Below are 26,262 nucleotides of genomic sequence, written 5' to 3' on the forward strand. Positions count from 1 at the left end.
AAGTTTAATACCAAAAGGGGCACCAATTAGTGCCCCTTTTTTATGTTTGTGACCCGTCCTAAATAGTGTCCCGCCCTGAAATACGTTGACATAAAGACAACTTCTTTATGACGACATCAATCTCGTTTAGGTCGAGTGTATTTAAATACTGCTATCACGTTTAAATAAAAAGTGATCGCTATATTACACCCCTCTATTTCAAAAATGGTGCGGTTTTGCTCAAAGCGCTTTTAGCCACTTCGCGAGGCGTTCCTTGCGCCACCACCGTACCGCCTTCATCGCCCGCTCCTGGGCCGATGTCAATCACGTAGTCACTCGCTGATGCCACCTGCATATTGTGTTCTACCATTATCACGCTACTGCCTTCATCGACTAATGCATTTAAGTGTTTCATTAACAAGCTGATATCCGCAGGGTGAAGGCCCGTGGTAGGCTCATCAAGCACATAAAGTGTATGCTTTTTTTCAGCGCGTTTTAGTTCAGTTGCAAGTTTTATCCTTTGCGCTTCTCCGCCTGATAATTCCGTCGCAGGCTGGCCAAGGCGCAAATAGCCAAGCCCCACTTTTTGAAGTGCATCAAGAGCGCGATAGACTGGCGGCTCGTCAGCAAATATAAAATGCGCTTCAGACACAGTAAGCGACAATACATCTGATATCGATAAATCATTCCAAGTTATAGCAAGGGTGTCTTCATTGTACCGTTTGGTGTCGCACACTGGGCAAGGCGAATAGACGCTGGGCATAAACAGAAGTTCTACCGATACAAAGCCAACGCCCTCACAATTTTCACAACGCCCCTTTGTGGTATTAAATGAAAAGCGTCCTGCGTCATAGCGACGTTTCTTCGCAAGCTCTGTCGCTGCAAATAGTTTTCTAACGTGGTCAAAAAGCCCCGTATAGGTTGCTAGGTTGGAACGCGGCGTTCTACCTATTGGCGCCTGATTAACAACAACTAACCGTTTAACTCGGTCTATGCCACTCGCTATCGTTCCTTCAACAGGCGTTTCCTCACTACCTCTTAACAGTGAAGACTCACTCAGGTCTTTACCTGCTGGCGTACTTTGCGATCTGTCAGAACCAATAGCTTGCTTTACCAGCTCTACCAATGCATGGCTAACTAGGCTCGACTTTCCAGAGCCCGACACGCCGGTTACCGTGGTGATAGTGCCAAGAGGAAAGTCACAGTGAAAGTCGTTCAGGTTGTTTTTATTAATATTTGCTAGCGAAAGCCATCCCGTGGGTTCTCTATTGAAGTGAGTCAGCGCAAGAGAGTCGTCAAACAAAAAGCGAGACGTTATAGAGTCGGATGCGTCTTTGAGCTTTTCAGCAGGCCCGCTAAATATGAGCTCTCCGCCACTCACACCCGCATGTGGGCCAATATCTACTACCCAATCTGCATGCTGTATAACGCGCAAGTTATGTTCTACGACGAAAACCGTATTTCCGGCATCTACCAATTCACTAAAAGCACTGAGTAGTGCATTCACATCATGAGGGTGTAATCCGGAAGAGGGCTCATCCATGATGTAAACCACACCAAATAATTTAGATTTAATTTGAGTCGCCAACCTCAAGCGCTGTAATTCACCACCAGAGACGGTGGTGGTGCTGCGCTCTAACGAGAGGTAGCCAAGGCCAAGAGATATTATAGGTACAATACGGGCAATAATATCGCTGGCTAAATTACGGACCACCATAGCGCGTTCGTTACTTTGACTATCTACAGTGTTCAATAAGGTAGTTAAATGAGTCACTACATCGCTAAGCGATAGACGAGAAAACTCGATGATATCCAGGTTGCAGATTGTTACGGAAAGGGACGACGCTTTAAGTTTTTTGCCCGCACATCTAGGACATATAGACACATCTAAGTATTCTGCAATACGCTGTTTTATCTTTTCTTTCTGAGTAGATTTAAACGTATCAAGCACATAGCGTCTTGCACCGACAAATTTTCCTTTGTAGCTGGCAGGCTCACCCTCAGCGAATGCGTTACGTGTCTGCGCTAAGTTGTAGTGGCGATATACTGGCACTTGAAGTGTTTCATCGGTGAATAAAATCCACTCTTGGGTTTTTACGGGCAAATCGCTCCATGGAACGTCTACGTCAATATCAAGTGATAGCAATACTCTGACTAAGTTTTTGCCTTGCCATGCCCCAGGCCACGCTGCAATAGCGCCTTCTCTAATTGTCAGATTAGGGTCGGGCACGAGCTTTTCTCGCGTGACATCAAATACACTACCTATCCCATGACATGTTTCACAGGCACCTTCTACCGTGTTCGGTGAAAAGGCATCAGCATAAATAATGCTTTGCCCTTGTGGATAAACACCTGCCCGTGAATACAGCATGCGCAGGGTATTAGAAATAGTGGTAATACTGCCTACCGATGAGCGTATTGACGGGGCGCCTCGTTGTTGATGCAGTCCTACTGCTGGGGGTAAACCTTCAATACTGTCCACGTCGGGAGTTTCAACTTGGTCTATCAATCGGCGTGCGTAGGGTGATACTGAATCTAAATAGCGGTGCTGGGCTTCGGCGAAAAGAGTGCCGAAAGCGAGAGAGGACTTACCCGAGCCGGAAATTCCAGTAAATGCCACAATTTTGTTTCTTGGAATATCTACATTGATGCTTTTTAAGTTGTGAACGCGAGAGCCCCGCACCCGAACATTGTTATTATCAAACGTTGTCATAACCTTATGATATTTCATCCTTGTTTAAAAAAGCGAATCCTAGCGGGTGAAAAAAAAGCCCAGCGACTTGTGGCTAGGCTTTTTATTAGCATGATAGCGTTAGCGAATAAGCAGCGCTTACTTGCGATACCATTCGTTTTGCAGTTCAAAACGGTCTAGCATCATGACTTTGTGCCATGCTTTTACGAAAGCATGAACAAATTTTTCATGACCAGTAGACGCCCCGTAAACATCGCACACTGCTCTTAGCTGTAAGTTCGATCCAAACACAAGATCGCACCGCGTGGCAGACCACTTTTTCTCACCCGTGGCCACATCGCTTCCTTCGAACAATTCATTGTCGTCGGTCACTGGCTTCCACTTAGTATTGATATCTAGCAAGTTGATAAAAAAGTCATTGGTTAATACCCCTGGTTTTTTCGTAAACACACCGTGTTTAGAACCGTCGTAATTGGTGTCTAGAACCCGGAGGCCGCCAACTAACGCGGTGAGTTCAGGAGCCGATAAATCAAGGAGGTGGGCTCTGTCGATTAACATGCGCTCAGTATCTGTACCATACTTACCTTTTACATAGTTTCTAAAGCCATCGGCATGAGGCTCAAGAAACGAAATGTTGTGCTCGTCGGTTTGCTCTTGCGTAGCGTCCATTCGGCCGGGTTCAAAAGGTACGGTAACGTCAACACCTGCTTCTTTTGCTGCTTTTTCTATTGCGGCACTACCTGCTAATACCACAAGGTCTGCAATAGAAACTCGTTTGCTTGTTTGTGCATCGTTAAAGGTTTTCTGTATCTCTTTAAGTGACTCAAGTACGCCTTTAAGTTGACGTGGGTTATTGACTTCCCAGTTGATCATTGGCTCAAGTTGAATTCGTGCACCATTCGCGCCGCCGCGCAGGTCCGTTTTTCTGAACGTTGAGGCAGAGGCCCATGCAGTGCTCACCAGTGCAGAGATACTGTGCTCAGTTGCAAGAATACTGGCTTTAAGCGCAATAATGTCCACTTCACCGATGAGTTCATGGTCGCACTTTGGAATAGGATCTTGCCAAATAAGGCTTTCGTCTGGCACATCTGGGCCAAGTAATCGGTTTTTAGGCCCCATATCTCTATGAATTAATTTATACCATGCCTTAGCAAATGCGTCGTCGAGGAGTTCTGGCTGCTCAACAAACTTCTCGCATATTTTTAGGTAAGCAGGGTCTTTGATAAGGGCAATGTCGGTAGTCATCATCATAGGAGGATGACGAAGTCCTTCCACATGCGCGTCAGGAATAAGGTCAGCAGCTTCCCCATTTTTAGGACGCCATGCTTTACCTCCAGCCGGGCTCTCTGTCTGTTCCCACTCAAATTTAAACAAGTTTTTTAAGTATTCGTGGTCCCAGCGGGTAGGGTTTGATGTCCATGCTCCCTCGATACCATTTGTGGTGGTGTACTGGGCATTGCCCGAGCCATTGCTGTTTAACCAGCCTAGGCCTTGGTTTTCAATAGGTGCTCCGCTTGGTTCTGGGCCTAAATGCGATTTATCCGAGCCGCCGTGACTTTTACCAAACGCGTGACCGCCTGCAATAAGCGCAACGGTCTCTTCGTCATTCATGCCCATTCTTCCAAAGGTAATGCGAATTTCTTGTGCTGACGAAATAGGATCCATATTGCCAAAGGGGCCTTCTGGATGAACATAAATAAGCGACTGACGAGACGCAGCAAGCGGATTCTCTAGGTCATAGTCTTCGGTACCAGGCTCACCTGTCCAACGCTTGTCTTGAGTGGCCATTTCAGTTTCTGGGCCCCAATAGGTGGCGTCATCAGCCTCCCAGCAGTCAATGCGTCCGCCACCAAAGCCAAAGGTTTTGAAGCCCATCTGCTCTAACGCAAGATTGCCCGTTAGCATAATCAAATCTGCCCACGAGATGTTGTCACCGTACTTCAGCTTAATAGGCTGTAATAGGCGTATCGACTTATCGATGTTGCCGTTGTCTTCCCAAGAGTAAAGAGGAGCAAAGCGCTGTAGCCCCTGCGCCGACCCTCCACGTCCGTCGAATACGCGGTATGAACCCGCAGAGTGCCACGCCATTCTAATCATCTGAGGGCCATAGTTGCCGTAATCCGCTGGCCAGAAATCTTGCGATGTGGTCAGAAGTGCCAAAATATCTTTTTTTACCGCGTCTAAATCAAGAGATGCGAACGCAGCGGGATAATCAAAATCCTCACCTAGCGGGTTTGCTGATGGAGATTGGCTGTGCAGAAGTTCAATAGGTAGCTGACCGGGCCACCAATTCGCATTCATAGGAGGAGTGCCTATTGCACCGCCAATACGTTTACTCTCGATGGCCTCGTAACCACCGGCGATGGGGCATTTCATTTTATCAGACATTCAATAGTTCCTTTTATATTGCGCCCCATAGGAAAGCCTTAACGGGTGATTATGTTTCACAGTCATCACAGCAAGCTAAAGCTTCTTTATCAGCCGTTCCAAGCCCTATTTCAGTGAACCGCTTCGCTGAACTGCTTGAATGACCGAGATGAAGAGCAATGTGTTGATTAAACATTTTTATATAGATGACTACGCCATGCTGGTGGCAAAGTTCACAACAACGAAATTATCAGCGTTGATGTGAAGTAAACCGCCACTATCGGCGGTGCGAAATAGATAAAAAATAAATAAAGTGAGGGGGAATTTAGAAACTAAAAGCCGGAAGCCAAAAGCCAAGAAATGTCGCGGCGCACTAGTTATTAGCTTGTAAGCAGCCCTAAGAGCGCCGTTCGCCGTTGTCTGACATGCGGTGCTGAGCCCAATGAGGTAAGGCTTAAATGGCGAAAAGGTGTTTAAAAGGCGCGTTAATGGGTTAAGAATATCATCACGGTATAAAATAATGCGATAACGCCACTTAGCACAAGAATATAGAGAAAGCCTTGCTTACCTTGCTCTAGTGAATATTTGTTTGCCTGCAGGTAGCCGAACCACAGCAGAGAAAGAATAAGTGGAATAAGTACAATTATTTTTATCATATAAGGCCCTAAGCTACGCACTTCACAGTGACAAAACATTACATCAGGCCTTGTTATATCAATGTATGGTATTAAATGCCAACGACCTAACGGATATTTCATTCTATTAAACTGTATTCAAGCCGTTGCCTTTAGCTCATCGTGGCATAGATATCGTTTGCGTTTTTTTTCAGTAATTGCCATTGCATCAACCACCACAAGACCATCTATACAGTCGTTAAAATCTGGGTCAACGTTAAACCCTAAAAAGGCGACACCATCGGCTTTCGCTATTTCTGAATACTGCTTATACAGCGTGGGTACATTTACGCCCATATTAGCGAGTAGGTGCTTAAGTATAGTGAATTCGGCTTTGTAATCGTCACCTGTAAACACATGCAAAGGCTCTCTTGCGGGGCAAAAAGGTTGTTTACACGTAACACTGCCGAACTTAGCCGGAAAGTATGTTGAGTAGAACTGCACTAAAAGATCTTTAGCAGTATCAGGATAGGCATTGCTTAATGACACTGCCCCGAACAAATAGCGGTACTTTGGATAGCGACTAAGAAAAACGCCAATGCCGAACCACAGATAGTCGAGGCTGCGCTTTCCCCAATATCGAGGTTGTATAAAACTTCGACCTAACTCCAGGCCTTGCTCAAATAGGGCTTCATTATTTTCGCCGTAATCAAACAGCGTAGCGGAGTACAATCCCGTTGGGTGGCCTTCTTCGCTAAGCGCTTGGGCGTCACCGAAACGATAGGCACCCACAATCTCTAAGTCGCGATCATCCCACAGCACTAGGTGATAGTAGTGAGAGTCGTACTGGTCTATGTCTCGTCGCTTATTAGTGCCTTCTCCAACAGCTCTAAATGCTATTTCTCGAAGACGTCCTATCTCACGCATAATGGGAGAGCAATGAGTATGCTGATAAAGATAAATCGACTTTCCATCGGCCGTTTGCCCCAAATGTTCACAGGCGCGAACAGCCCGTGAGAGCTCTTTTCTGTCCTCTGGCATTGCAATAGCAGCTTGGGTTTCGAATACGCCCTTTTTGTTATTGCCTATGCGATAAAGATGTCGTTTAAACAACTTCACTTTTTCTTTTAGTGCTAGGGTTGGCTGTTGATAAGACTCAAACGCAATGAGTTCCCCAACACGGATGGGTAAATGTTTGCGCCGCTGCTTAAACATTTCTTTCACGAGTAGCGCAGTAGCCAACGGCTTGTAAATCATAGACACGCCATAAAAAAGAGGGCTATTTTTAGCATCGATATACACGGGAAGAATAGGGGCTTTAGCGTGACGGGCAATGCGCAAAAAACCTGAATGCCAGCGCGTGTCACGTACCCCTTGAGGTCTGAGTCTGGAGACTTCTCCAGCGGGAAAGATTAATACGGCACCTTCCTGTGATAAATGATGGTGAATGGCGGACAAATGCTGCTTTGGGGTTCCGCCCTCCATATTGTTTACAGGTAGTAACATGCTGTGCAGTGGTTCAATGGCCATAAGCATTTCATTTGCGACTACTTTTAAATCGTGTCGAACTTCACTTACGAGTTTAATTAATGCAAGCGCATCAAGAGAGCCAATGGGATGGTTTGCAATTATCACCACACGACCTTCGCTCGGGATTCGCTCTTTCTCAATGTCTCTCGCAGAATAGCTGACGTTAAAATACGCCAGTACTTGCTCAACAAAATCAATATCATTGTAATGCGGGTACGTGTCGCCAAACGCCTGAATGTCTTTTTCGTGTAAAAGGTGGCTTAGTGCGAAAGACAGCGATTTGAATAAAAGAGGATTATTCGCGACCTGAGGGTAATGTTTGTTTAAAACGTCGTTTACAGTAAACATAGCTTCTCTCGTTTTTTTGCAAACACTAGCAGCCTAATGTGACGTTTTTGACATACTTTTTTGTCACTTATTTTACAATGGTCGTATTAGGTGTTCGCGGCTGATTAGACCGGAACTTTTGAATCCACCGGTAAAAAAGGTAAACTCAGAGCTTAATATTCAATAAAAATAACAATAAAGAGCAGAACTATTATGCGTATCGTCATCACCGGTGGAGCCACCGGACTGGGCAAAGCACTTGCCACTAAGTGGGCTGAAAAGCATAAAGGGGTAAAAATTTGTATTGCCGACATCAATCAGGCTCGCGGCAATGAGACCGTTGAGGCACTTACCTCAATAGGAGCCGACGCCTTTTACGTTACCTGCGATATCACATCTGAAACGAATGTGAATGAACTTGCCAGCACAATAAGCGCCAAGTGGCAGGGTATAGACTACGTATTTAATAACGCAGGCGTAGCCACCGGCGGCAGCTTACTTGATGAAACGCCAGAGCAATGGCAATGGGTATTCGATATTAATATGTTAGGCATGGTGCGAGTGAGTAGGGCGCTGTTGCCCCTGATGCAAACGCAGGGGCACGGTTACTTCGTTAATATTGCCTCGCAGGCCGGAATAACGCCAGTCCCTTATATGGGCAGTTACAACGCCATGAAAGCGGCGGTGGTGGCCTTCTCTGAAACAATGAAGTTGGAACTTGCGCCAGATAACATTGGGGTGAGTGTGGTTTGCCCCAGTTTTTTCAAGACTCATCTTGATGAGTCGATGCGAAGTGCCAACCCTGCATCACATAAAATGCTTAATAAACTTTTCGCCAAAGCCGACATGAGCAAAGAGGATGTAGCGCAAAGTATTTACCAGCAAGTAAACGCTAAGCAGTTTCTTATTTTGACCCACAAAGAAGGTAAGCGCGCCTTTTTGTTGAAAAAGCTGTTGTCATCAAAACGTTATTTAAAAATGATGCTGTCGCAAACAAAGACCATGAAGCAAGTGATGGACAAGCGAGACAGCTAACGTCCTTTATGCAAAAGCTCGAAAACGGCAAAGCATTAACCTGTGTAAAGCGGAGAAAGAATGAACCAAGGCGTAGTAGATAAAGCACAACAAGTGCGAAGTGGTGAAGAGCTAAGCGCAGAGACGGTAAATCGTTGGCTCAAAGATAATCTCGATGACACCATAAAAGCCCGTTGTAATGGCTGTGAAACCAAGCCTGCAATAACTCAGTATGCAGGTGGAGCGTCTAACTGGACTTACTGCTTAGATTACCCCAATACATCGATGATTTTGCGAAGAGGCCCGGCGGGCACAAAAGCAAAAGGTGCTCACGATATGGAGCGAGAGTATAAACTTCAGCGAGCGCTGAAACCGGTGTATCGTTATGTGCCAACCATGTACGCCTATTGTGAAGATGAATCGGTTATTGGTGCCGATTTTTACCTGATGGAAAAGTTTACTGGCATTATACCTCGCAAAAATCTACCTCGAGATTTGAACACAACAAAAGCACAAACGGCTCAGCTGTGCACCAATGTGCTCGATAGCTTAATAGAGCTTCATAAGGTAGACCATGAGAAAGCCGGTTTATCTCATTTAGGTAAAGGAAAGGGCTATATTGAGCGACAAATTAGCGGCTGGAGTGAGCGCTACAGCAAAGCGAAAACGTGGAATGTACCCTCAGGTAAAAAGGTAATGCACTGGCTTGAAAGGCACATGCCTGACAAGGAGCGTATATGTATTACCCACAATGACTTCCGCTTCGACAATGTTGTACTTAACCCAAATAACTACACTGACATTATTGGGGTGCTTGATTGGGAATTAGCAACCCTGGGAGATCCACTTATGGATTTGGGAAATTCGCTAGCCTATTGGGTTGATGCCGATGATGACTTTTTAGCCCAATCTACTCGTCGTCAGCCCACACACTTAGAAGGGATGTTTACCCGCAAGCAAGTTGTCGCCTACTACTGCGAGAAGATGGATATTGACGTAGAAGACTTCACGTTTTACGAGGTGTATGGGCTTTTCCGTTTAGCGGGGATCGCTCAGCAAATTTATTATCGTTACCATCACGGACAAACTAATAACCCAGCGTTTAAGCGTTTTTGGGTATTTATTCATTACTTACTGTGGCGCTGCAATAAGGCCATAAAAGCATCAGGAAAAAAATAATGACTATAAGAGAAAATATTCTGATCACCGGGGCAAGCTCTGGGCTTGGTAAAGGGATGGCCATTGAGTTTGCCAAACAAGGTCGAAACTTAGCGTTGTGCGCTAGGCGCTATGAAAACCTTGAAACGCTAAAAGCAGAATTACTCGAACTTAACCCAGATATCAATGTGTTTATTCGTTCTTTAGACGTTAATGATCACGACGCTGTCTTTGAGGTTTTTGATGCGTTTAAACAAGATTTAGGACGCCTTGACAGAGTTATTGTTAATGCCGGTATGGGGAAGGGAGCATCTGTAGGAACGGGCTATTTTCACGCAAATAAACAAACTGCTACCACCAACTTTGTGTCAGCGTTAGCACAATGCGAGGCGGCGATGGCGATATTCAGAGCGCAGAACAGTGGACACCTAGTGACGATCTCTTCAATCAGCGCGGTGAGAGGCTTTAGGCGTGCCATGACCGTGTATGCAGCCACCAAAGCCGGCCTTACATCACTGTCTGAAGGAATACGCATGGATGTGATGAACACGCCGATTAAAGTCACCTGTATTCATCCAGGCTTTATTCGCAGTGAAATCAATGAAAAAGTAGAGAAAGTCCCCTTTATGGTTGATACCGATGTGGGTTGCCGGGCAATGGTTAAGGCGATAGAAAAAGAAGAGGCAAATGCTTTCGTGCCTAGCTGGCCTTGGGCGTTATTGCACTGGGTAATGCGCATTGCACCAGCAAGTACAATAAGAAAAATGAGTTAGTGGGATAGGGAGCGAGTGCATATAGATGTAAAAAGCAGGTAGACAAAAAATGCAGACATAAAAAAAGCGCCCAAGGGCGCTTTTTAATTGCTAATCGTATAGATTAACCTAGTGCTTTAATTTGCGCAGCTAGGCGACTCTTGTGACGAGCAGCTTTATTTTTGTGAATCAAGCCTTTAGTAGCCATTCTGTCAAGTACTGGAGTAGCAGCAGATAATGCAGCTTGTGCACCTTCTTTATCGCCATTAGCGATAGCAGCAACTACTTTTTTGATGCTTGTACGAGTCATTGAACGACGGCTAGCGTTGTGCTGACGACGCTTTTCGGCTTGGATTGCACGTTTCTTAGCAGACTTAATGTTAGCCAAGGTGTAACTCCCAAATAAATTCATGTCAAAAACGAGGGTGCGGATTGTGCCTACCAATCGCTAAATTGTCAAACGATTTAACGATGTAAATCGATGGCTATTTTGAAAGCACAATCTATTAAACACAGTCTCTGCTAAATACAGTAAATGTGCTCAACACGTTGCGCATTCATCGCGAAAGCTATGCCTAAACATTGCATCCCATAACGGGCGCGGATTATAGCAATAAAATACCTAGAAATGCACAACTATTTTGAATAAATCATTTCACCTGCTAGCGCCTTTGGTTATCATGATCCGCTCACTCCCCTTCGTTTACTCTATCGGAAAGCACACGTGTCACGGAAGTTAATCAAATCAGGCTTAATAGTCAGTGTAATGACCCTAGTTTCACGGGTTTTAGGTCTTGTACGAGACGTTGTCGTTGCTAAGCTAATGGGTGATGGGGCAGCCGCCGATGTATTTTTCTTTGCCAATAAAATTCCCAATTTTCTACGACGACTTTTTGCTGAAGGCGCATTTGCTCAAGCGTTCATCCCCGTGCTTACAGAAGTTCACAATAATGATGATAAGAAAGAACTACGAGAATTTGTCGCAAAAGTAAGCGGTACCCTTGGTGGAATTGTTTTTATTGTCTCTATTGTGGGCATTGTTGCATCGCCGGTACTTGCTGCATTATTTGGCACCGGCTGGTTTGTTGCTTGGCTACAGGGTGATGAGGCGGGGGATAAATTTGAACTTGCTTCAACCATGCTCAAAATTACTTTCCCATACCTCGCCTTCATTTCATTAACGGGGCTTTCTGGCGCCATTTTAAATACATTAAATAAGTTTGCAGTTGCTGCGTTTACCCCCGTGCTGCTCAATGTATGTATTATCGCCTGCGCCATATACCTATCGCCCAGTATGTCACAACCCGCTTTTGCTCTTGCGTGGGGCGTATTTATTGGTGGCATAGTACAGTTTCTTTTTCAGCTGCCGTTTTTATTTAGAGCAGGCCTATTGGTAAAACCCAAATGGGGCTGGCACGACGAGAACGTGGTTAAAGTACGCACTCTGATGATCCCCGCATTATTCGGCGTGTCGGTTGGGCAAATTAATTTATTGTTCGATACCTTTATCGCCAGCTTTTTAGTGACCGGTTCCATCAGCTGGTTATATTATTCCGACAGATTACTCGAGTTCCCACTGGGTTTATTCGGAATCGCTATTGCCACTGTCATTCTGCCCACGCTATCTCGAAATCACGTCACCAATAACCCAAAAGCATTCGCCGCGAATATTGATTGGGCGTTTAGAATGGTGTGTTTGTTAGGCATACCCGCGGCGGTAGGCCTGGGTACGATGGCACGTCCTATACTGACCGTGATTTTTCAGCGGGGCGCATTTACCGCAGAAACCGCTATTATGGCCTCTTATTCTCTCACCGCTTACTCTTTTGGCTTAATAAGCTTTATGTTGGTGAAGGTGCTGGCCCCGGGATTTTACTCCCGCCAAGATACAAAAACGCCCGTTAGGTTTGGTATATGGTGCATGATTGCCAATATGGTGTTTAATCTCATTTTTGCCATTCCATTTGGGTATGTCGGATTAGCTATTGCAACGAGTATGTCAGCCACGCTGAATGCAGCGCTTCTGTACATTACATTGCGGAAGCAAGGTGTGTTCGAGTTAAGTAGAACTTCGCTACTGTTTATTGCCCGTGTTGTGATAGCAAGCACCGTTATGGGAGCGTTAATTTATTATCGCGACCGTGGACTCGCTTTCTTCGACCTAGCCCTCTCTGAGCAAATGATAGACGTGGGGCTAACCATTTTGTTATCCGTAGGTGGCTTCCTTACTACCATGGTGCTTTTGGGAATGAGACCTCGGCATTTTCGAAGTGGTGGCGAATAGATAGCTGGTATAAGGGCAAGAATCGTGAAAATTGAGCCCGTCGGTATGGGAATTTGCATGATTGCTGGAACGCTTGTCTGATTGGGACGGCGCTTGGTAATTCGGGCGGGGTCAGCTATAATCGCGAGCTTTGAATTTCTAGCAGTTAAAAAGGTAGTGGTTAACAGTGGAATTTATCCGCGGGCTAAATAATGTAAAACCTCACCATAAGGGGTGTATTCTCACCATTGGCAAGTTTGATGGCGTACATAGAGGTCATCAGGCAGTACTCGCTAATGTGATGGAGAAAGCGAGCTCGCTGTCGTTGCCCGCCACTGTGATGGTTTTTGAACCGCAGCCAGAGGAAGTTTTCACGCCAGAAAAGGCACCCGCGCGTATCAGCCCACTTCGGGAAAAGTACGAATTGCTAAGCCAGCAGGGCGTAGACAGGCTGCTTGCCGTGCGCTTTAACGCTCAATTTGCAAAACAAAGCGCAGATACCTTTGTCCACGATTTGTTAGTTGATAAGTTGGGCGTTAAATTTCTTGTTGTAGGTGATGATTTTCGCTTCGGTTTTGGCCGCAAAGGTGACTTCACCATGCTAGAGGCTGCCGGGCGCCGTTACGGCTTTGATGTGGTTAGTACCCAAAGCTTTACTATGCATGCCCACCGCATAAGCTCTACTGCCGTGAGAGATGCACTGGCGCAAAGCGACTTTGGCCTAGCAACAGAAATGCTAGGTCGTCCGTTTGCTATTCACGGGCGAGTTGTTCACGGCGAAAAGAAAGGCCGGACCATAGGTTTCCCTACGGCTAATGTCATGCTTAAGCGTTTTAAAACACCTATTCACGGCGTGTTTGCGGTGCGGGTAGACATAGACGGTGAACACTACAATGGGGTTGCAAATGTGGGTACCAGACCCACATTGAATGGGGTTAGAAACCAGTTAGAAGTACATATTTTCGATTTGTCGGCAGACTTATACGGTAAGCCTATCACCGTGCTGCCTATGGCAAAAATACGAGATGAAATTAAGTTTGCTTCTTTTGAAGCATTAAAAGATCAAATACAGGCAGACGCCGCCCAGGCACGCCTGTTGTTAGCATAGTTAATCGTGATAAAGTCGCAGCGCGCATTTAAATGCAACTAAATATAAATGCAGCGGCATCATATAACCCCTTCGCAGTGTCATAACGACATTGGATGAAACTTAAGGTAACCGGATAAAACAATTTTATGAGTGATTACAAAGCCACATTGAACCTTCCAGAAACTGCGTTTCCTATGCGTGGTAACCTTGCTCAGCGCGAGCCAAAGATGCTTAAAGACTGGCAGGAAAAAGGGGTATATACCAAGATCCGCGAAGCTAAAAAAGGTAAAAAGCCTTTTATTCTTCACGACGGCCCTCCTTATGCGAACGGCAACATTCATATTGGACACGCGGTTAACAAAATTCTCAAAGACATTATTGTTAAGTCAAAAAACCTGTCTGACTTTGACTCTCCTTACGTTCCGGGGTGGGATTGTCATGGTTTACCTATTGAGCTTATGGTTGAGAAAAAAGTAGGAAAGCCAGGTAAAAAGGTCACCGCTGCTGAGTTTCGTCAAAAATGTCGCGACTATGCGCAAAAACAAATAGACGGTCAAATGGCTGATTTTAAGCGTTTGGGCGTATTCGGTGAATGGAATAATCCTTATAAAACAATGGATTTTTCTTCTGAAGCCGACATTATCCGAGCGTTAAGTAAAATTGTAGATTCAGGGCACCTTGAAAAAGGGTTTAAACCTGTTCATTGGTGTACAGACTGTGGCTCGGCCTTGGCTGAAGCAGAAGTTGAATACCAAGATAAAGTATCGCCAGCTATCGACGTGAAATTTCCGGTTGCAGATTCAGCAGCCATTGCGTCGGCATTTGGCGTAGAAGAAAGCGAACTGCTTGCTCACAATACTGGGGTCGTTATTTGGACCACCACACCGTGGACATTGCCTGCAAACCGCGCGATAAGCTTACACCCAGAATTTACTTATACCATTGTTGAAGTTCAACCTTCAAACGATTGGTATGTGGTCGCTCAAGACTTGCTTGAAAGCTGCATGACTCGCTACGGTGTGGACGAATTCCGCGAAGTAGCAACATGTACCGGTGTTGCGCTAGATAAGCTGAAGGTTAATCATCCGTTTTTAGATATTAAAATACCACTTATTCTTGGCGACCACGTGACCACTGAGTCAGGTACGGGTTGTGTACATACCGCGCCTGCTCATGGTGTTGACGATTTCAACGTAGGCAAGCAATACGATATTGAGGTGTATAACCCAGTAGGTAATAACGGTGTTTATCTTGAAAATACGCCGTTATTTGCAGGTCAGTTCGTGTTTAAAGCGAACCAATCCATTATCGACACTGTTCAAGAAAAGGGAAACCTTGTTTTGAACGTGAAATACGAGCACAGCTATCCACATTGCTGGCGTCATAAAACGCCAATTATTTTCCGAGCAACGCCGCAGTGGTTTATCAGCATGGATAATAAAGGGTTGCGCAGCGAGTCGTTAGAGCAAATTAAGCAAACCAAATGGATCCCTGAGTGGGGCCAAAACCGCATTGAAAAAATGGTGGAAGGGCGTCCTGACTGGTGTATCTCTCGACAGCGCACGTGGGGTGTTCCTATTCCACTTTACGTTCACAAACTCACTGGTGAAGTACATCCTCAGTCTTCCTCTCTCATGGAAAAGGTTGCATTAGAAGTAGAGAAAAAAGGTATTCAAGCCTGGTGGGACATCGACGATGCACAGCTTTTAGGCAGCGATGCGGATAGCTACGATAAAGTGACTGACACATTAGACGTATGGTTCGACTCTGGTGTTACCCATTACTTTGTAGTTGACCGTCGAGAAGACCTTCCTGCAAGTGCTGACCTTTATCTAGAAGGTTCAGATCAGCATCGCGGTTGGTTCATGTCGTCTCTCATATCGTCAACTGCAATGCACGGTCACGCGCCGTACAAAGAAGTACTCACTCACGGATTTACCGTTGATGCCCACGGTAAGAAGATGTCTAAGTCTGTGGGTAATGTGGTTGCACCCCAAGAAGTGACTAATAAGCTAGGCGCGGATATTCTGCGTTTATGGGTAGCGTCTACAGACTATCGCGGTGAGATTGCAGTTTCCGATGAAATTTTAAAACGCGCAGCAGATTCTTATCGTCGAGTTAGAAACACGGCTCGTTTCCTACTAGCAAACCTCAACGGATTTAATGTTGAAGATGCGGTAGCAGAAGAGGAAATGGTGGCGTTAGACCGCTGGATTGTTGCCCGTGCTAAAGCATTGCAAGACGAACTTTTCGAAGCGTATGAAAAGTATGACCTGCTTGTGGTAACACAAAAAATCATCCATTTCTGCTCGATTGAGCTTGGCTCGTTCTACCTTGATGTTATTAAAGACCGTCAATATACCGCTAAATCAGACGGTATAGCACGACGCTCTTGCCAAACTGCCATGTACCATATCATTGAAGCGTTAGTTCGCTGGATTGGTCCCATCACCAGTTTTACAGCCCAAGAAATTTGGGAAGCACTGCCTGGCGAACGTAGTGAATTCGTATTCACTGAAACATGGTACGAAGGCTTTAACGGCTTCACACAAAGCGACACCTTTAATGATGAGCTTTGGCATAGCGTTATTAGCGTGAAAGACGCCGCTAACCAAGCAATGGAAAAAGCCCGAAAAGAAGGTCAGCTAGGAGGCTCGTTGGAGGCAAGCATCAGTCTTTATGCCACAGAGTCTTTATACAATGCGCTTTCAAGCTTCGACAATGAGCTTCGTTTCGTTCTGATCACCTCAGGTGTGTCACTGACCCTTGTTGACAGTAAGCCTGCTGACGCGCAAGAAACCGATGTTGATGGTTTGTGGTTGAGCGTCAGTAAAGCGAAAGGCGAAAAATGCGTGCGCTGTTGGCATCACTTAGAAGATGTTGGTACTCATGCTGGCCACGAAGAGCTGTGTGGACGTTGTGTAACCAACATTGATGGCGAAGGGGAAATTCGTCAATATGCCTAATTCCAACGTGTCAGGTAATAGGCTCTTTAGTCAAACTGGTCTGCGTTTTTTATGGATAAGTGTGGTGGCATTTGTTCTTGACCAATGGAGCAAGTACGCGGTGTTAGATTCGATGAACTTGTATCAATCGATAGAAGTTCTTCCGTTTTTTAACCTGACTTATGTACATAACTACGGCGCAGCATTTAGCTTTTTGAGCAATGCCGGTGGATGGCAGCGTTGGTTCTTTACCGCTATCGCCATCGGTATCAGTGCGGTAATCTTGTGGTGGCTTAAACAGTCGCCACGGTCACAAAAGCTTTTACCAGTGGCTTTTGCGTTTATTCTTGGTGGTGCACTTGGTAACGTCTACGACCGTTTAGTGCATGGTTATGTCATCGATTTTCTTGATTTCTACGTAAACAATTGGCACTGGCCTGCGTTCAATATTGCCGATAGTGCAATTTTTATTGGAGCAGGTTTATTGATTGTAGATATGTTTAAGAACGGTGATAAACATACAGACAAACCACAGGCTGATAGCAGCAAAACTTCACAGCAGTAATCGGAATAGATATGACAGACTCATTAGTAATAGGTAATGACAGCGAAGTTATCCTTCACTTCGACTTGAAGTTAGAAGATGGCTCTGCGGCGGACAGTACCCGGGTTAATAATAAGCCGGCGAAAATGGTAATGGGTGATGGAAGCCTTACTCCTAATTTTGAAGCCTGTCTTTTAGGTTTGAAAAAAGGCGATAAGAAAGCGTTCACACTAGAAGCGAACGATGCATTTGGCGAGCCTAACCCAAACAATATGCACTACATGGACAGAAGCCGCTTCGGCTCAGATCTGAGCATCGAGGAAGGCATGATCTTGGCCTTCGCTCAGCCAGATGGCTCGGAAATTCCAGGTATAATCAGAAGTGTCGCGGGAGATTCTGTAACGGTTGACTTTAACCATCCGCTTGCAGGACAAACCGTTGTATTCGATGTCGAGATTGTTGATGTTAAATCTGGAGCTAGCGCTCAAGGCGAGAAATAACTATGCAAATTCATTTAGCTAATCCACGAGGCTTTTGTGCCGGCGTTGACCGCGCAATCACGATAGTAGAGCGCGCTTTAGAGATGTTTGAACCGCCTATCTATGTACGCCATGAAGTTGTGCACAACAAGTTTGTTGTTGATGGGCTTCGCGAGCGCGGCGCACTGTTTGTGGATGAGCTTCATGAAGTGCCAGACGACAGCATTGTTATCTTTTCGGCTCATGGCGTGTCACAGGCCGTGCGCAAAAATGCGACTTCTAGAGGCCTGAAAGTGTTTGACGCTACCTGTCCATTAGTGACTAAGGTGCATATGGAAGTCACCCGTGCGAGCAAATCTGGAACTGAATGCATTTTAATTGGGCATGCAGGACACCCGGAAGTTGAAGGCACTATGGGGCAATATAGCAATGAAGATGGCGGCATCTACCTTGTCGAGTCCCAAAGCGATGTTGAAAAACTGACGGTCAAAGACCCGTCAAGGCTCTATTACTGCAGTCAAACTACGCTGTCGGTAGATGATACCGCTGACGTTATCGACGCGCTACGCGCGAAGTTCCCGGCGATTAACGGCCCTCGTAAAGACGATATTTGCTACGCCACGCAAAATCGACAAGATGCGGTACGCGATTTGGCAACAGATTGTGATGTGTTGTTGGTAGTTGGGGCGCAAAATAGCTCTAACTCCAATCGTTTGCGTGAGCTTGCCGAGAAGATTGGCGCGAAAGCGTATCTCATCGCCGATGCTAACTGTATTCAAGAGTCTTGGTTAGAAAACGTTAACCATGTTGGCGTCACCGCCGGCGCCTCGGCCCCTGAGGTACTTGTGCAAGGGGTTGTAGATCGGCTTAAAGCATGGGGAGCCGTTTCTGCTTCCGAGCGCTCGGGTAGAGAAGAGAATGTTGAATTTGCGGTGCCTAAAGAGCTGCGGGTGAAGCAAGTTGTGTAAGTAGCTGGGTGTAAGTGGGTGGGTGTAAGCGTAATAAAGTTGCACTCGCTTAACAAGGGTAGCAAAGACTAAAGCTACCAAATCGCTATCGCAACATCTCAGTGAAGCTAAAAAAACCGCAGTTTTTACTGCGGTTTTTTTATGCTAAAGGCTACTGGCGCAAATCAGAAAAAGAATGGATTATACCAGTACGCATAGATAGTTACCCACTCAGCGAGACTTAAAATGTTTGAAATCGCGGCGTGTTACCGCAGATGCAGTGGTCCTACATCAAGGTGACATAACAAAGAGTACGGACATTTTAAACTCGCCCTTCGGGAAGGTCTGGCAAGTTTCCTAGCATCATTCTGGGAATTTGAAAGGGAATAGCCATTCCTGCATTCCCACGCTTTGCTAGGAAACTTGCCAGCGCCTTCTGAGTGAGCAATTATCTATGCGGACTGGTATTTTCATACCGATAGCATTGCGTCCGCCAAATACTGTTGTCGATGAATAACGCGGTGATAATCAGCGTAGGCCAAGGGATTTCGAGAAAGAGGGTAAATACATTTGGCTTAGCTTTGGTATTAGGAGTGAAAAAACTAAAAGGCATGATGTTATTAAATTATACGTTTTAATCATCAAAGATACTTTTTTTAGCACGCTTACCGTCTAAACTGCTGTACTGGCATTAATGTAAATGACTAATAGTTGGTTAGGCAATTATGGCAACGCAGAAGGAAACAATGAAGCACGTTAAGGACAACCCCATCATCTCGCAACGAGGCGTAGGATTAATTGAAATCCTTATTACGCTATTTATTCTCGCTGTGGGGTTGTTGGGTGTTGCTGCGCTTCAATTTACCGGGTCATTTGCCAACAAAGATGCAATTAGCAGAACACAGGCGGAATTAGTCGCCGCACAAGTGGCTGAGCGTTTGCGCGCAGCAGCACGGCCTGCGACTGTTGGTGACGGTATGGTAGTCAATAATGCGTATTTCTCCAGCAATTCATACAACTTCTCCACATTAAGCTGCACCGGCTCTAGTCAGCCTTATCAGTGTTTTTGTCTAACTCGCCCAGCCGGTGTTCCCAACTGCGAAAGTAATAACTGCACAGAACTGCAGATGGCAGAGTACGATGGGTGGGCGTTATCCTGCTCGGCGGTGCAAACTAACCCACAAACCGAGATTACAGTGAATTGCGATGACAATAATAGTGCAGATATTTATTCCTGCAGCACTGGGTCGCGCATTGAAGTGATGTTGACATGGCCTGTTGCGTCTTCGAGCACGCGACAATACACCAAGAATAGCCGATGTAATCCGAATACCGGCGATAGTAACGCCTGTGTTGTTAAGGATATTACGTTATGAGGCGTTCGAATGTGTGCTTAGCTGTTTTGTTTAAGGGCCGCTCTTTTAAAAAGCGTGCTTCCAAAAGCAGTGTTTCTTTCAATACTGATTATATGAACAATAATTACATAAGCAGCGCATCTAAAGCTAACCAAGGCGGTTTTTCATTGGTAGAGTTAATGATAACCCTCACCCTTGGACTTATTATCTCAGGTGCCATCATTCAGGTATTGGTAAGCAGCAGTGTAACAAATAAACTCAATCAGGCGGTGTCTCAGGTACAGGAATCGGGTCGTTTTATCATGAGTCGACTATCGAGAGAGTTTTATGAAGTGGGTCGTTACGACCTTATCACTGCCAATGTGGATGCGTCGGTGGATATCGTAGCCGAGTCAGCCTACATTCAGAATAATCCTGTTGCTATCCCCGGAGATTTCATCAACAGCGCTACGCTAGGCAGTATTCAAACCACTAGTGGTGGAAATGACAAACTAGTGGTGAACCTTTTGGCTGCTAACGATTGTACCGGCAACAAACATGGCTACCCAGTGGACGTAGAGTTTCACGTGGTGAATCATTACTTTGTTGTTGGCAGTGAGCTTAAATGCACTGGTTTTGATGGAAGGGTTCTTCGGGGCCTTAAAGCACAAACCGTGTCTCCGGTAACGGTTACATTATTAGATAATATCGAAAGTTTTCAAATTCAATTTGGCGTGTCAGATACGGTAACGACATCACAGGGGCAGGCGGTTACTTACGTTACACCGGACCAGATTGGAAATTTACGTACATTGAATCAACAGGTAGTCTCACTTCGGTGGGCGCTCATGTTAAAAAGCTATCAAAATGAAGTGCGCCAAACGAACGCACAAAAATTTGCCTTACTTAACGAAGCTGCAAAGACCATGGATACAGCACATTACTATCAGGTCTTTTCTAAGACCCTTGCGCTTCGCAATATGAAAAACTTTGTTAGGAGTTCACGATGAAACAGCGTGGTTTAGTCATGGTGTTTGCATTACTTGTGCTGCTTTCTATCACCGTATTAGGTGTAAGCGCAGTCACTAGCAGCTTATCGCAATCGAAAATGGCCATGTCGATGCAGCAAAGCGGTCTTGCATTTGATGCGGCGGAATCAGCAATAGCTGGGGTGTTCTTTGAGTCAGAAGATGAAGTGTTACTTGCTGACGATACGTTAACCGATCCGCTATCAGAGGCAAGGCAGGGTACGATTTTCGACCCTAATGCAGATGAAATGAGCTGCTTTGATGAAGGAGACTGGACGGACAGGCATATGACAGCCGGTGGACTAACGACGGGAAGTCGTCACGTTACGTCAGGAAGTTATCAGTCGTCTATGTCGACTAAAAGTTGGTCTCGAACTGCTTTTATACGAGAGCAGGCTTGTCGAGGCTCGAGCAACGTTATTGGTGGCAGCAATGTTAACTGTCATGTTTTTATTATTAGAGGATGTGGGAAGGTTTCTGGTAAGCCTTCAGTGGTAGCAAATTCACTAGCCGCGTCGGTCTTTGGCCCAGCATCTCAATAGGTAGTAATATGAAAAAGTTAATAAGCTCCTTCACATCAACGGTTTTATTTGGCTGCATTGCGTTCTCCGCCATTGGTGACGATTTAGATATTTACCTTGGAAATGCAGATAGCGCAGTAACCTACAACCCTAACGTTATTTTTATTATGGACTCATCGGGGAGTATGGGGGCTTATGATGGCACGAGTCAGTCTCGAATGCTGCGAGTACAAAACGCATTAAAAGAAGCCCTCGGTTCGGCGACGAATATCAATGCCGGCCTTATGCGCTTTTCTGATTACGGTGGTCCAATTCTTTACCCTGTGAGAGATATAGACGATGCGGTTCGCCCTGAAATTGTGGTATCTACCGGTTCGAGCAACAACGATGCCCACGAGATAGACGGCTCGGTAACTACATCTTCAAATGAAGTTATTCTCAGTAAAGGTACAGATACCGTTACCTCTGGGATGCGTTTCGAAACACTGCAAATTCCACAAGGCGCCACGATTGTGAGCGCAAATATTCGTTTTACGTCAGAAGGGTTTAATATCGCTGACACCTCATTAGTGATTTCTGCAGAGGCACAGGCCGACAGTACAGCGTTCAGCACATCTTCAAACAACCTTTCCTCAAGACCTAAAACGGCCACAAACGTAGAGTGGGTGGCAGGTAACAGCTTCCCCACAACCGGAGAGGTTATTACCACGCCGGATATCAGCGGTGTTATACAAGAAGTCGTCAACCTTAACGATTGGTGCGGTGGTAAAGACCTTAATGTACTCATTGAAGGCACTAGCATAACAGGGCTGAGCGATCGCCGAGTAAGAGCTATAGATGAGGGGCTGAGCGGTGCACCGCAGCTAGTCGTATCTTATGATGACACAACGGCAACGGGATGTACGCAAGGTGAAAGTGTTTATCAGGTTGCGAGTCAGCGTGATAACTCAGAAGAAGACACTAATGGCTATCCAAATACCGGCACAGAATTGACTTTTTATAGCGCTTATAACGATGATATCGCAGTGCGTTTTCGTAATTTAAACCTACCGCAAGGTGCGGAGATTACCGAAGCCTACTTAGAGTTTACCTCTAACGCCAACAGAACCTATTCTAATGCCAGTATGCGCATTAGGGGAGTGGCACAAAATGACGTTAATGATTTTCATCCAGAAAGGCGTTACCGGTTACGAGATTTACCGAAAACCTCTGGCATAGTCTGGTCTATGCCGAGTTTCTATTACCAAAACGTTTATCGTACACCAGATATAAGCAGTGTTGTCAAAGAAATAGTGGACCGCTCAGGGTGGCAAGCCGGTAATGATATGGCGTTCGTACTCGATAATTTTAACTCTTATCGAAGTGCATATACTTACAACGGTTCGGCTTCCCGTGCGCCAAAGTTAATTATTAAATTTAATGGGGCGGCTACACCGGGTGCATCGGCAACGGTACGTCAACACCTAATGAGTAAGGTAGACGAACTCAGCGCAAATGGGTTCACTCCGATTGTAGATACTCTTTATGAAGCCGCTAGTTATTACGGTGGTAATGCAGTTTATTATGGCCTTGAGCGGGGTAAAAATGACGTCAATAACTCAGTAAGACGCAGTACTCGAGTCAGTCATCGTTCTTCTTATATCGGCGGTGACCCCATTCGTCCATCCGGTTGCTCTGAAGGAAACCTTTCCGATAGCGACTGTATTAATGAGCGAATTCCGGTAGGCGCAAACTATATTTCGCCAGTCTCAGACCTTCAATGTCAAACCAATAATCATATTGTGTTGTTGTCAGACGGTGAGGCGAATAACAATCATAGCGTGGATGAAATTCAAGCGTTGCTAGGTGAAAACTGTACCGGTAACGGCGGTGAGAAATGTGGGCTTAATTTAGTCAAAAATATCAGTAAAGCGGAAACCTCAGCCATTGGACCTCGGGTAATAACCCACACCATAGGTTTTGCTGCTAACAGTACCGCCAATAACTTCTTAAACCAGCTTGCTATTCAAAGCGGTGGGGGATTCTACCAAGCGGATAACAGCGAAGATTTGTTAGCCGCTTTCAACACCATATTGCGTTCTGTTAAAGACGTAAATGCCACCTTTGTATCGCCAGGTGTGGCGGTAAATCAGTTAAACCGTTTAACCCATCGAGATGAGCTTTATTTCGCTTTATTTAAGCCAAGCGAAGGCGCTATTTGGCCTGGGAACTTAAAGCGCTATCGTTTGAGTGGGGATGATGTTTTGGATAAAAACGATTCAAGTGCGGTAGACAGTGTTACCGGCTTCTTCTCTGAAAGTTCGCATAGTTATTGGTCTGTGTTTGCAGACGGTAATGACGTTAGAAATGGTGGCGCTGCGAGTAAACTCACCTCTGAACGCAATCTGTATGTGTTTGACGGGGTGGGTTCAATTGTTAGCAGCACTAACGAGCTACACGAAGACAATGGTTCAATTACTGAGTCGGATTTGGCTATTGAGGATGAAACTGATGCCGGGGCGCTGCGGGACGTTTTATTGAAATGGGCGCGCGGTGTTGATGTTAAGGATGAAGACGGTGATGGCAGTACACGTGACTTTGTCTCTCGAATGGGCGACCCAATTCATTCACAACCCATCATAGTGAACTACGGCACCAATGATTCAGCCATATTTGTGGCAACCAATCACGGTATGCTGCACTCTATAGATACAGAAACCGGCGATGAAAACTTTGCCATTATGCCAAAAGAATTATTGCCTAACATTGAGCACTTTTATAAAGATGCGTCGTCGTTTGATCATAAATATGGGCTAGATGGCGATATGGTGCTGCGAACCGTTGGTAACAAAATGTACCTTTACGTTGGCATGCGAAGAGGTGGGCGCAACTATTATGTTTTTGATGTGACGCAAAAGACATCGCCAAAATTAGTGTACAAACTTGAAGGTGGCACTGGTAGCTTAAGCAAGCTCGGTGAAACCTGGTCTAGACCCACCATTACCAAAGTTAAGATAGGTGGCGTGGTAAAAGACGTCATGATTGTTGGCGGTGGCTATGACAATGCTCAAGATAATAGAATTGTAAGATCCGGTGACACCGTGGGTAATGCGGTCTTTATGTTTGATGCAGATACCGGTGCGCTTTTATGGCATGCCAGTAACGCTGATGCCAATTTAAACCTAACGAATATGCAATACAGTATTCCAGGTCGAGTTTCTGTGATTGACAGGGATAACGATGGTTTGGCCGACCACATGTACGTGGCCGATACGGGCGGGCAGCTATTTAGACTTGATATCTATAATGGTGAAACAGGGGCCGACTTTATCAAGGGCGCTCGATTAGCCGACTTTGGCGGTGATACTGCAGAGTCGAATCGTCGTTTCTATTACGGCCCTGATGTGTCCGAAGTCGCTTTAGGTGATGAGTTGTATTACGGCGTGGCACTAGGCAGCGGCTGGCGTGCATCACCGTTAGATACGGCGGTGGAAGATAACTTTTATATGCTTAAAGATGACGGCGTATTCAACCGCAATACAGACGGTGACTATAAGTTTATGTCAACGGTGTTTGAAAGCGATATGTATAACGCAACCAGCCATGCATTGACCAGTTCGGTTGAGTCTGAGCGAGAGATTGCAGCCCAGGACTTTGCCAACAAAGCAGGGTGGTACCTCAACCTTTCTACAGGGGGAGAGAAGGTATTGTCATCACCGCTGATCATTGACTATAAAGTATTTTTTACCACTTATGTGCCATCTTCAAGTAGCACGAGTGCCTGTGCACCGCCTACTGGCAACAGCCGAGCTTACTTAGTTAATTTGTTTAATGGTAATGCTCTTACAGACCTTAATATCAACGGTATTCTTGATGACGGTGACCGAGCTGCGGATCTTAAGCAAACGGGGATTGCGCCAGAAACCAAAATTCTGATTGAGAGCATTACCAGTCCGGTTGTGTGTTTAGGTACAGAGTGTGTTTCTGCTGTTATTGAAGTAGATGAAGACGGAAACGACGAAGCATGTACTTCTGCCTTTGAATGTTTGGGGCAGAATATTTACGGGCGATTTGAGCGTATTCAGCGCGGAAGTTGGCATTCAGAGACAGAGCGAGAGCAATAATTGTGAGTAAGGTAAAACAACAGGGCTTTTCACTGATTGAACTAATGATTGTAGTGACTATTATTGGCATTATTGCAGGTATTGCATATCCCTCTTATCAGGGGGTTATAGCCGATGGTTACAGAGGAACAGGGCAAGCGGATTTACTCGCCTTTGCTGCTGCCATGGAGCGCCATCAAAGCGGTTCGTTCAGTTATGAAGGAGCTGGCACTAGTGGGAGCAACACGGGGGCGCCTGCTGTATTTGCCACCTATTCACCATCATCTGAAAATGCGGCAAGCAAGCGCTATAACTTAACGATTGTTGCCGCAAATGCCACTAGCTATGAGCTAAAGGCCACGCCTGTGAGTGGCTCTGGGCAAGCAGACGATGGTGCCTTATTTTATTTCAGCGATGGTCGAAAAGGCTGGGACAGAAACAATAATGGCTCACTCGACACTGGCGAGTATTGCTGGTCTTGCTAAAGTATTTAATAAGAGCGCTCAGGATAGAGCGCTTGAGGGATTGCCCTTGAGGAATAGCCCTTAAGAAAGAGCGCTTAAAAAGAGCCCTGCAGACCGAAAAACTAAGAAGAG

Annotated in this window: 19 protein-coding genes; 14 read left to right on the forward strand and 5 right to left on the reverse strand. The window is 45.6% G+C overall.

From position 1 onward, the window contains the following. Nucleotides 1–193: 193 nt before the first annotated feature. From GTQ48_RS02420 to olsF, 4 genes are all read right to left on the reverse strand, one after another. Nucleotides 194–2,692, reverse strand: coding sequence for an excinuclease ABC subunit UvrA (locus GTQ48_RS02420; RefSeq protein ID WP_163104992.1), 2,499 nt, complete (start codon nucleotides 2,690–2,692; stop codon nucleotides 194–196). Nucleotides 2,693–2,809: 117 nt separating this feature from the next. Beyond that, nucleotides 2,810–4,972 (reverse strand): catalase/peroxidase HPI, encoded by a 2,163-nt coding sequence (katG, locus tag GTQ48_RS02425; protein ID WP_420837583.1) that lies wholly within the window; start codon nucleotides 4,970–4,972, stop codon nucleotides 2,810–2,812. Nucleotides 4,973–5,523: 551 nt separating this feature from the next. After that, nucleotides 5,524–5,694 (reverse strand): hypothetical protein, encoded by a 171-nt coding sequence (locus tag GTQ48_RS17490; RefSeq protein WP_032096947.1) that lies wholly within the window; start codon nucleotides 5,692–5,694, stop codon nucleotides 5,524–5,526. A gap of 117 nt (nucleotides 5,695–5,811) precedes the next feature. Continuing rightward, on the reverse strand, nucleotides 5,812–7,530 hold the full coding sequence (gene olsF, locus GTQ48_RS02430) for a bifunctional ornithine lipid synthase OlsF (protein ID WP_163104994.1): 1,719 nt from the start codon (nucleotides 7,528–7,530) through the stop codon (nucleotides 5,812–5,814). A 192-nt stretch (nucleotides 7,531–7,722) separates the two neighbouring features. Here olsF and GTQ48_RS02435 point away from each other — a divergent pair, with 192 nt between their 5' ends. Genes GTQ48_RS02435 through GTQ48_RS02445 form a run of 3 tightly spaced genes read left to right on the forward strand, consistent with a single transcriptional unit; the run spans nucleotide 7,723 to nucleotide 10,454 of the window. Then, nucleotides 7,723–8,544 carry an SDR family oxidoreductase gene (locus tag GTQ48_RS02435; protein WP_163104995.1) on the forward strand — a complete coding sequence of 274 codons (822 nt, stop codon included), beginning with the start codon at nucleotides 7,723–7,725 and terminating at the stop codon, nucleotides 8,542–8,544. 60 nt (nucleotides 8,545–8,604) lie between these two features. Beyond that, complete coding sequence (locus GTQ48_RS02440; RefSeq protein WP_163104996.1) at nucleotides 8,605–9,702, forward strand: phosphotransferase family protein; 1,098 nt, start codon at nucleotides 8,605–8,607, stop codon at nucleotides 9,700–9,702. Further along, complete coding sequence (locus GTQ48_RS02445; RefSeq protein ID WP_163104997.1) at nucleotides 9,702–10,454, forward strand: SDR family oxidoreductase; 753 nt, start codon at nucleotides 9,702–9,704, stop codon at nucleotides 10,452–10,454. Before GTQ48_RS02440 ends, GTQ48_RS02445 begins: the two co-directional genes overlap by 1 nt. 103 nt (nucleotides 10,455–10,557) lie before the next feature. Here GTQ48_RS02445 and rpsT read toward each other — a convergent pair whose 3' ends face one another. Further along, a complete protein-coding gene (gene rpsT / locus GTQ48_RS02450) occupies nucleotides 10,558–10,821 on the reverse strand; it encodes a 30S ribosomal protein S20 (RefSeq protein WP_032096948.1) in 264 nt (87 codons plus the stop codon). 336 nt (nucleotides 10,822–11,157) lie between these two features. Here rpsT and murJ point away from each other — a divergent pair, with 336 nt between their 5' ends. The 11 genes from murJ (at nucleotide 11,158) to GTQ48_RS02505 (ending at nucleotide 26,151) form a co-directional block, all read left to right on the forward strand. After that, nucleotides 11,158–12,717, forward strand: a complete 1,560-nt coding sequence (murJ, locus tag GTQ48_RS02455; RefSeq protein WP_163104998.1) for a murein biosynthesis integral membrane protein MurJ — start codon at nucleotides 11,158–11,160, stop codon at nucleotides 12,715–12,717. A gap of 166 nt (nucleotides 12,718–12,883) precedes the next feature. Beyond that, nucleotides 12,884–13,804 carry a bifunctional riboflavin kinase/FAD synthetase gene (gene ribF / locus GTQ48_RS02460; protein ID WP_163104999.1) on the forward strand — a complete coding sequence of 307 codons (921 nt, stop codon included), beginning with the start codon at nucleotides 12,884–12,886 and terminating at the stop codon, nucleotides 13,802–13,804. Nucleotides 13,805–13,932: 128 nt separating this feature from the next. Beyond that, complete coding sequence (gene ileS / locus GTQ48_RS02465) at nucleotides 13,933–16,752, forward strand: isoleucine--tRNA ligase (RefSeq protein WP_163105000.1); 2,820 nt, start codon at nucleotides 13,933–13,935, stop codon at nucleotides 16,750–16,752. Next, nucleotides 16,745–17,296, forward strand: a complete 552-nt coding sequence (gene lspA, locus GTQ48_RS02470) for a signal peptidase II (protein ID WP_032096891.1) — start codon at nucleotides 16,745–16,747, stop codon at nucleotides 17,294–17,296. Before ileS ends, lspA begins: the two co-directional genes overlap by 8 nt. Nucleotides 17,297–17,307: 11 nt before the next feature. Next, nucleotides 17,308–17,775: an FKBP-type peptidyl-prolyl cis-trans isomerase gene (fkpB, locus tag GTQ48_RS02475; RefSeq protein ID WP_032096892.1), complete on the forward strand. Its 468-nt coding sequence runs from the start codon at nucleotides 17,308–17,310 to the stop codon at nucleotides 17,773–17,775. A gap of 2 nt (nucleotides 17,776–17,777) precedes the next feature. Then, entirely contained in the window at nucleotides 17,778–18,722 is a 945-nt protein-coding gene (gene ispH / locus GTQ48_RS02480; protein ID WP_163105001.1) for a 4-hydroxy-3-methylbut-2-enyl diphosphate reductase, read from the forward strand. Nucleotides 18,723–19,447: 725 nt separating this feature from the next. Further along, complete coding sequence (pilV, locus tag GTQ48_RS02485; RefSeq protein WP_239059951.1) at nucleotides 19,448–20,077, forward strand: type IV pilus modification protein PilV; 630 nt, start codon at nucleotides 19,448–19,450, stop codon at nucleotides 20,075–20,077. Between the two features lie 92 nt (nucleotides 20,078–20,169). Beyond that, the gene (locus GTQ48_RS02490) at nucleotides 20,170–21,045 is read left to right on the forward strand and encodes a PilW family protein (protein WP_163105003.1); all 876 of its coding nucleotides are present in this window, start codon (nucleotides 20,170–20,172) and stop codon (nucleotides 21,043–21,045) included. Then, nucleotides 21,042–21,605, forward strand: coding sequence for a pilus assembly PilX family protein (locus GTQ48_RS02495; protein WP_163105004.1), 564 nt, complete (start codon nucleotides 21,042–21,044; stop codon nucleotides 21,603–21,605). Before GTQ48_RS02490 ends, GTQ48_RS02495 begins: the two co-directional genes overlap by 4 nt. Nucleotides 21,606–21,613: 8 nt before the next feature. Beyond that, nucleotides 21,614–25,687 (forward strand): PilC/PilY family type IV pilus protein, encoded by a 4,074-nt coding sequence (locus tag GTQ48_RS02500; protein ID WP_163105005.1) that lies wholly within the window; start codon nucleotides 21,614–21,616, stop codon nucleotides 25,685–25,687. Then, nucleotides 25,687–26,151, forward strand: coding sequence for a type IV pilin protein (locus tag GTQ48_RS02505; RefSeq protein ID WP_163105081.1), 465 nt, complete (start codon nucleotides 25,687–25,689; stop codon nucleotides 26,149–26,151). The genes GTQ48_RS02500 and GTQ48_RS02505 overlap by 1 nt, the downstream gene beginning before the upstream one ends. Nucleotides 26,152–26,262: the final 111 nt, after the last annotated feature.

Source organism: Alteromonas genovensis (assembly GCF_010500895.1).
Lineage (GTDB): Bacteria > Pseudomonadota > Gammaproteobacteria > Enterobacterales > Alteromonadaceae > Alteromonas > Alteromonas genovensis.

Bases quoted from the DNA above. Each gene is read 5' to 3' on its own strand.
- GTQ48_RS02420 (WP_163104992.1), bottom strand. From the start codon at position 2,692: ATGACAACGTTTGATAATAACAATGTTCGGGTGCGGGGCTCTCGCGTT.
- katG (WP_420837583.1), bottom strand. From the start codon at position 4,972: ATGAATGCGAATTGGTGGCCCGGTCAGCTACCTATTGAACTTCTGCAC.
- GTQ48_RS17490 (WP_032096947.1), bottom strand. From the start codon at position 5,694: ATGATAAAAATAATTGTACTTATTCCACTTATTCTTTCTCTGCTGTGG.
- olsF (WP_163104994.1), bottom strand. From the start codon at position 7,530: ATGTTTACTGTAAACGACGTTTTAAACAAACATTACCCTCAGGTCGCG.
- GTQ48_RS02435 (WP_163104995.1), top strand. From the start codon at position 7,723: ATGCGTATCGTCATCACCGGTGGAGCCACCGGACTGGGCAAAGCACTT.
- GTQ48_RS02440 (WP_163104996.1), top strand. From the start codon at position 8,605: ATGAACCAAGGCGTAGTAGATAAAGCACAACAAGTGCGAAGTGGTGAA.
- GTQ48_RS02445 (WP_163104997.1), top strand. From the start codon at position 9,702: ATGACTATAAGAGAAAATATTCTGATCACCGGGGCAAGCTCTGGGCTT.
- ileS (WP_163105000.1), top strand. From the start codon at position 13,933: ATGAGTGATTACAAAGCCACATTGAACCTTCCAGAAACTGCGTTTCCT.
- lspA (WP_032096891.1), top strand. From the start codon at position 16,745: ATGCCTAATTCCAACGTGTCAGGTAATAGGCTCTTTAGTCAAACTGGT.
- fkpB (WP_032096892.1), top strand. From the start codon at position 17,308: ATGACAGACTCATTAGTAATAGGTAATGACAGCGAAGTTATCCTTCAC.
- ispH (WP_163105001.1), top strand. From the start codon at position 17,778: ATGCAAATTCATTTAGCTAATCCACGAGGCTTTTGTGCCGGCGTTGAC.
- pilV (WP_239059951.1), top strand. From the start codon at position 19,448: ATGAAGCACGTTAAGGACAACCCCATCATCTCGCAACGAGGCGTAGGA.
- GTQ48_RS02490 (WP_163105003.1), top strand. From the start codon at position 20,170: ATGAACAATAATTACATAAGCAGCGCATCTAAAGCTAACCAAGGCGGT.
- GTQ48_RS02495 (WP_163105004.1), top strand. From the start codon at position 21,042: ATGAAACAGCGTGGTTTAGTCATGGTGTTTGCATTACTTGTGCTGCTT.
- GTQ48_RS02500 (WP_163105005.1), top strand. From the start codon at position 21,614: ATGAAAAAGTTAATAAGCTCCTTCACATCAACGGTTTTATTTGGCTGC.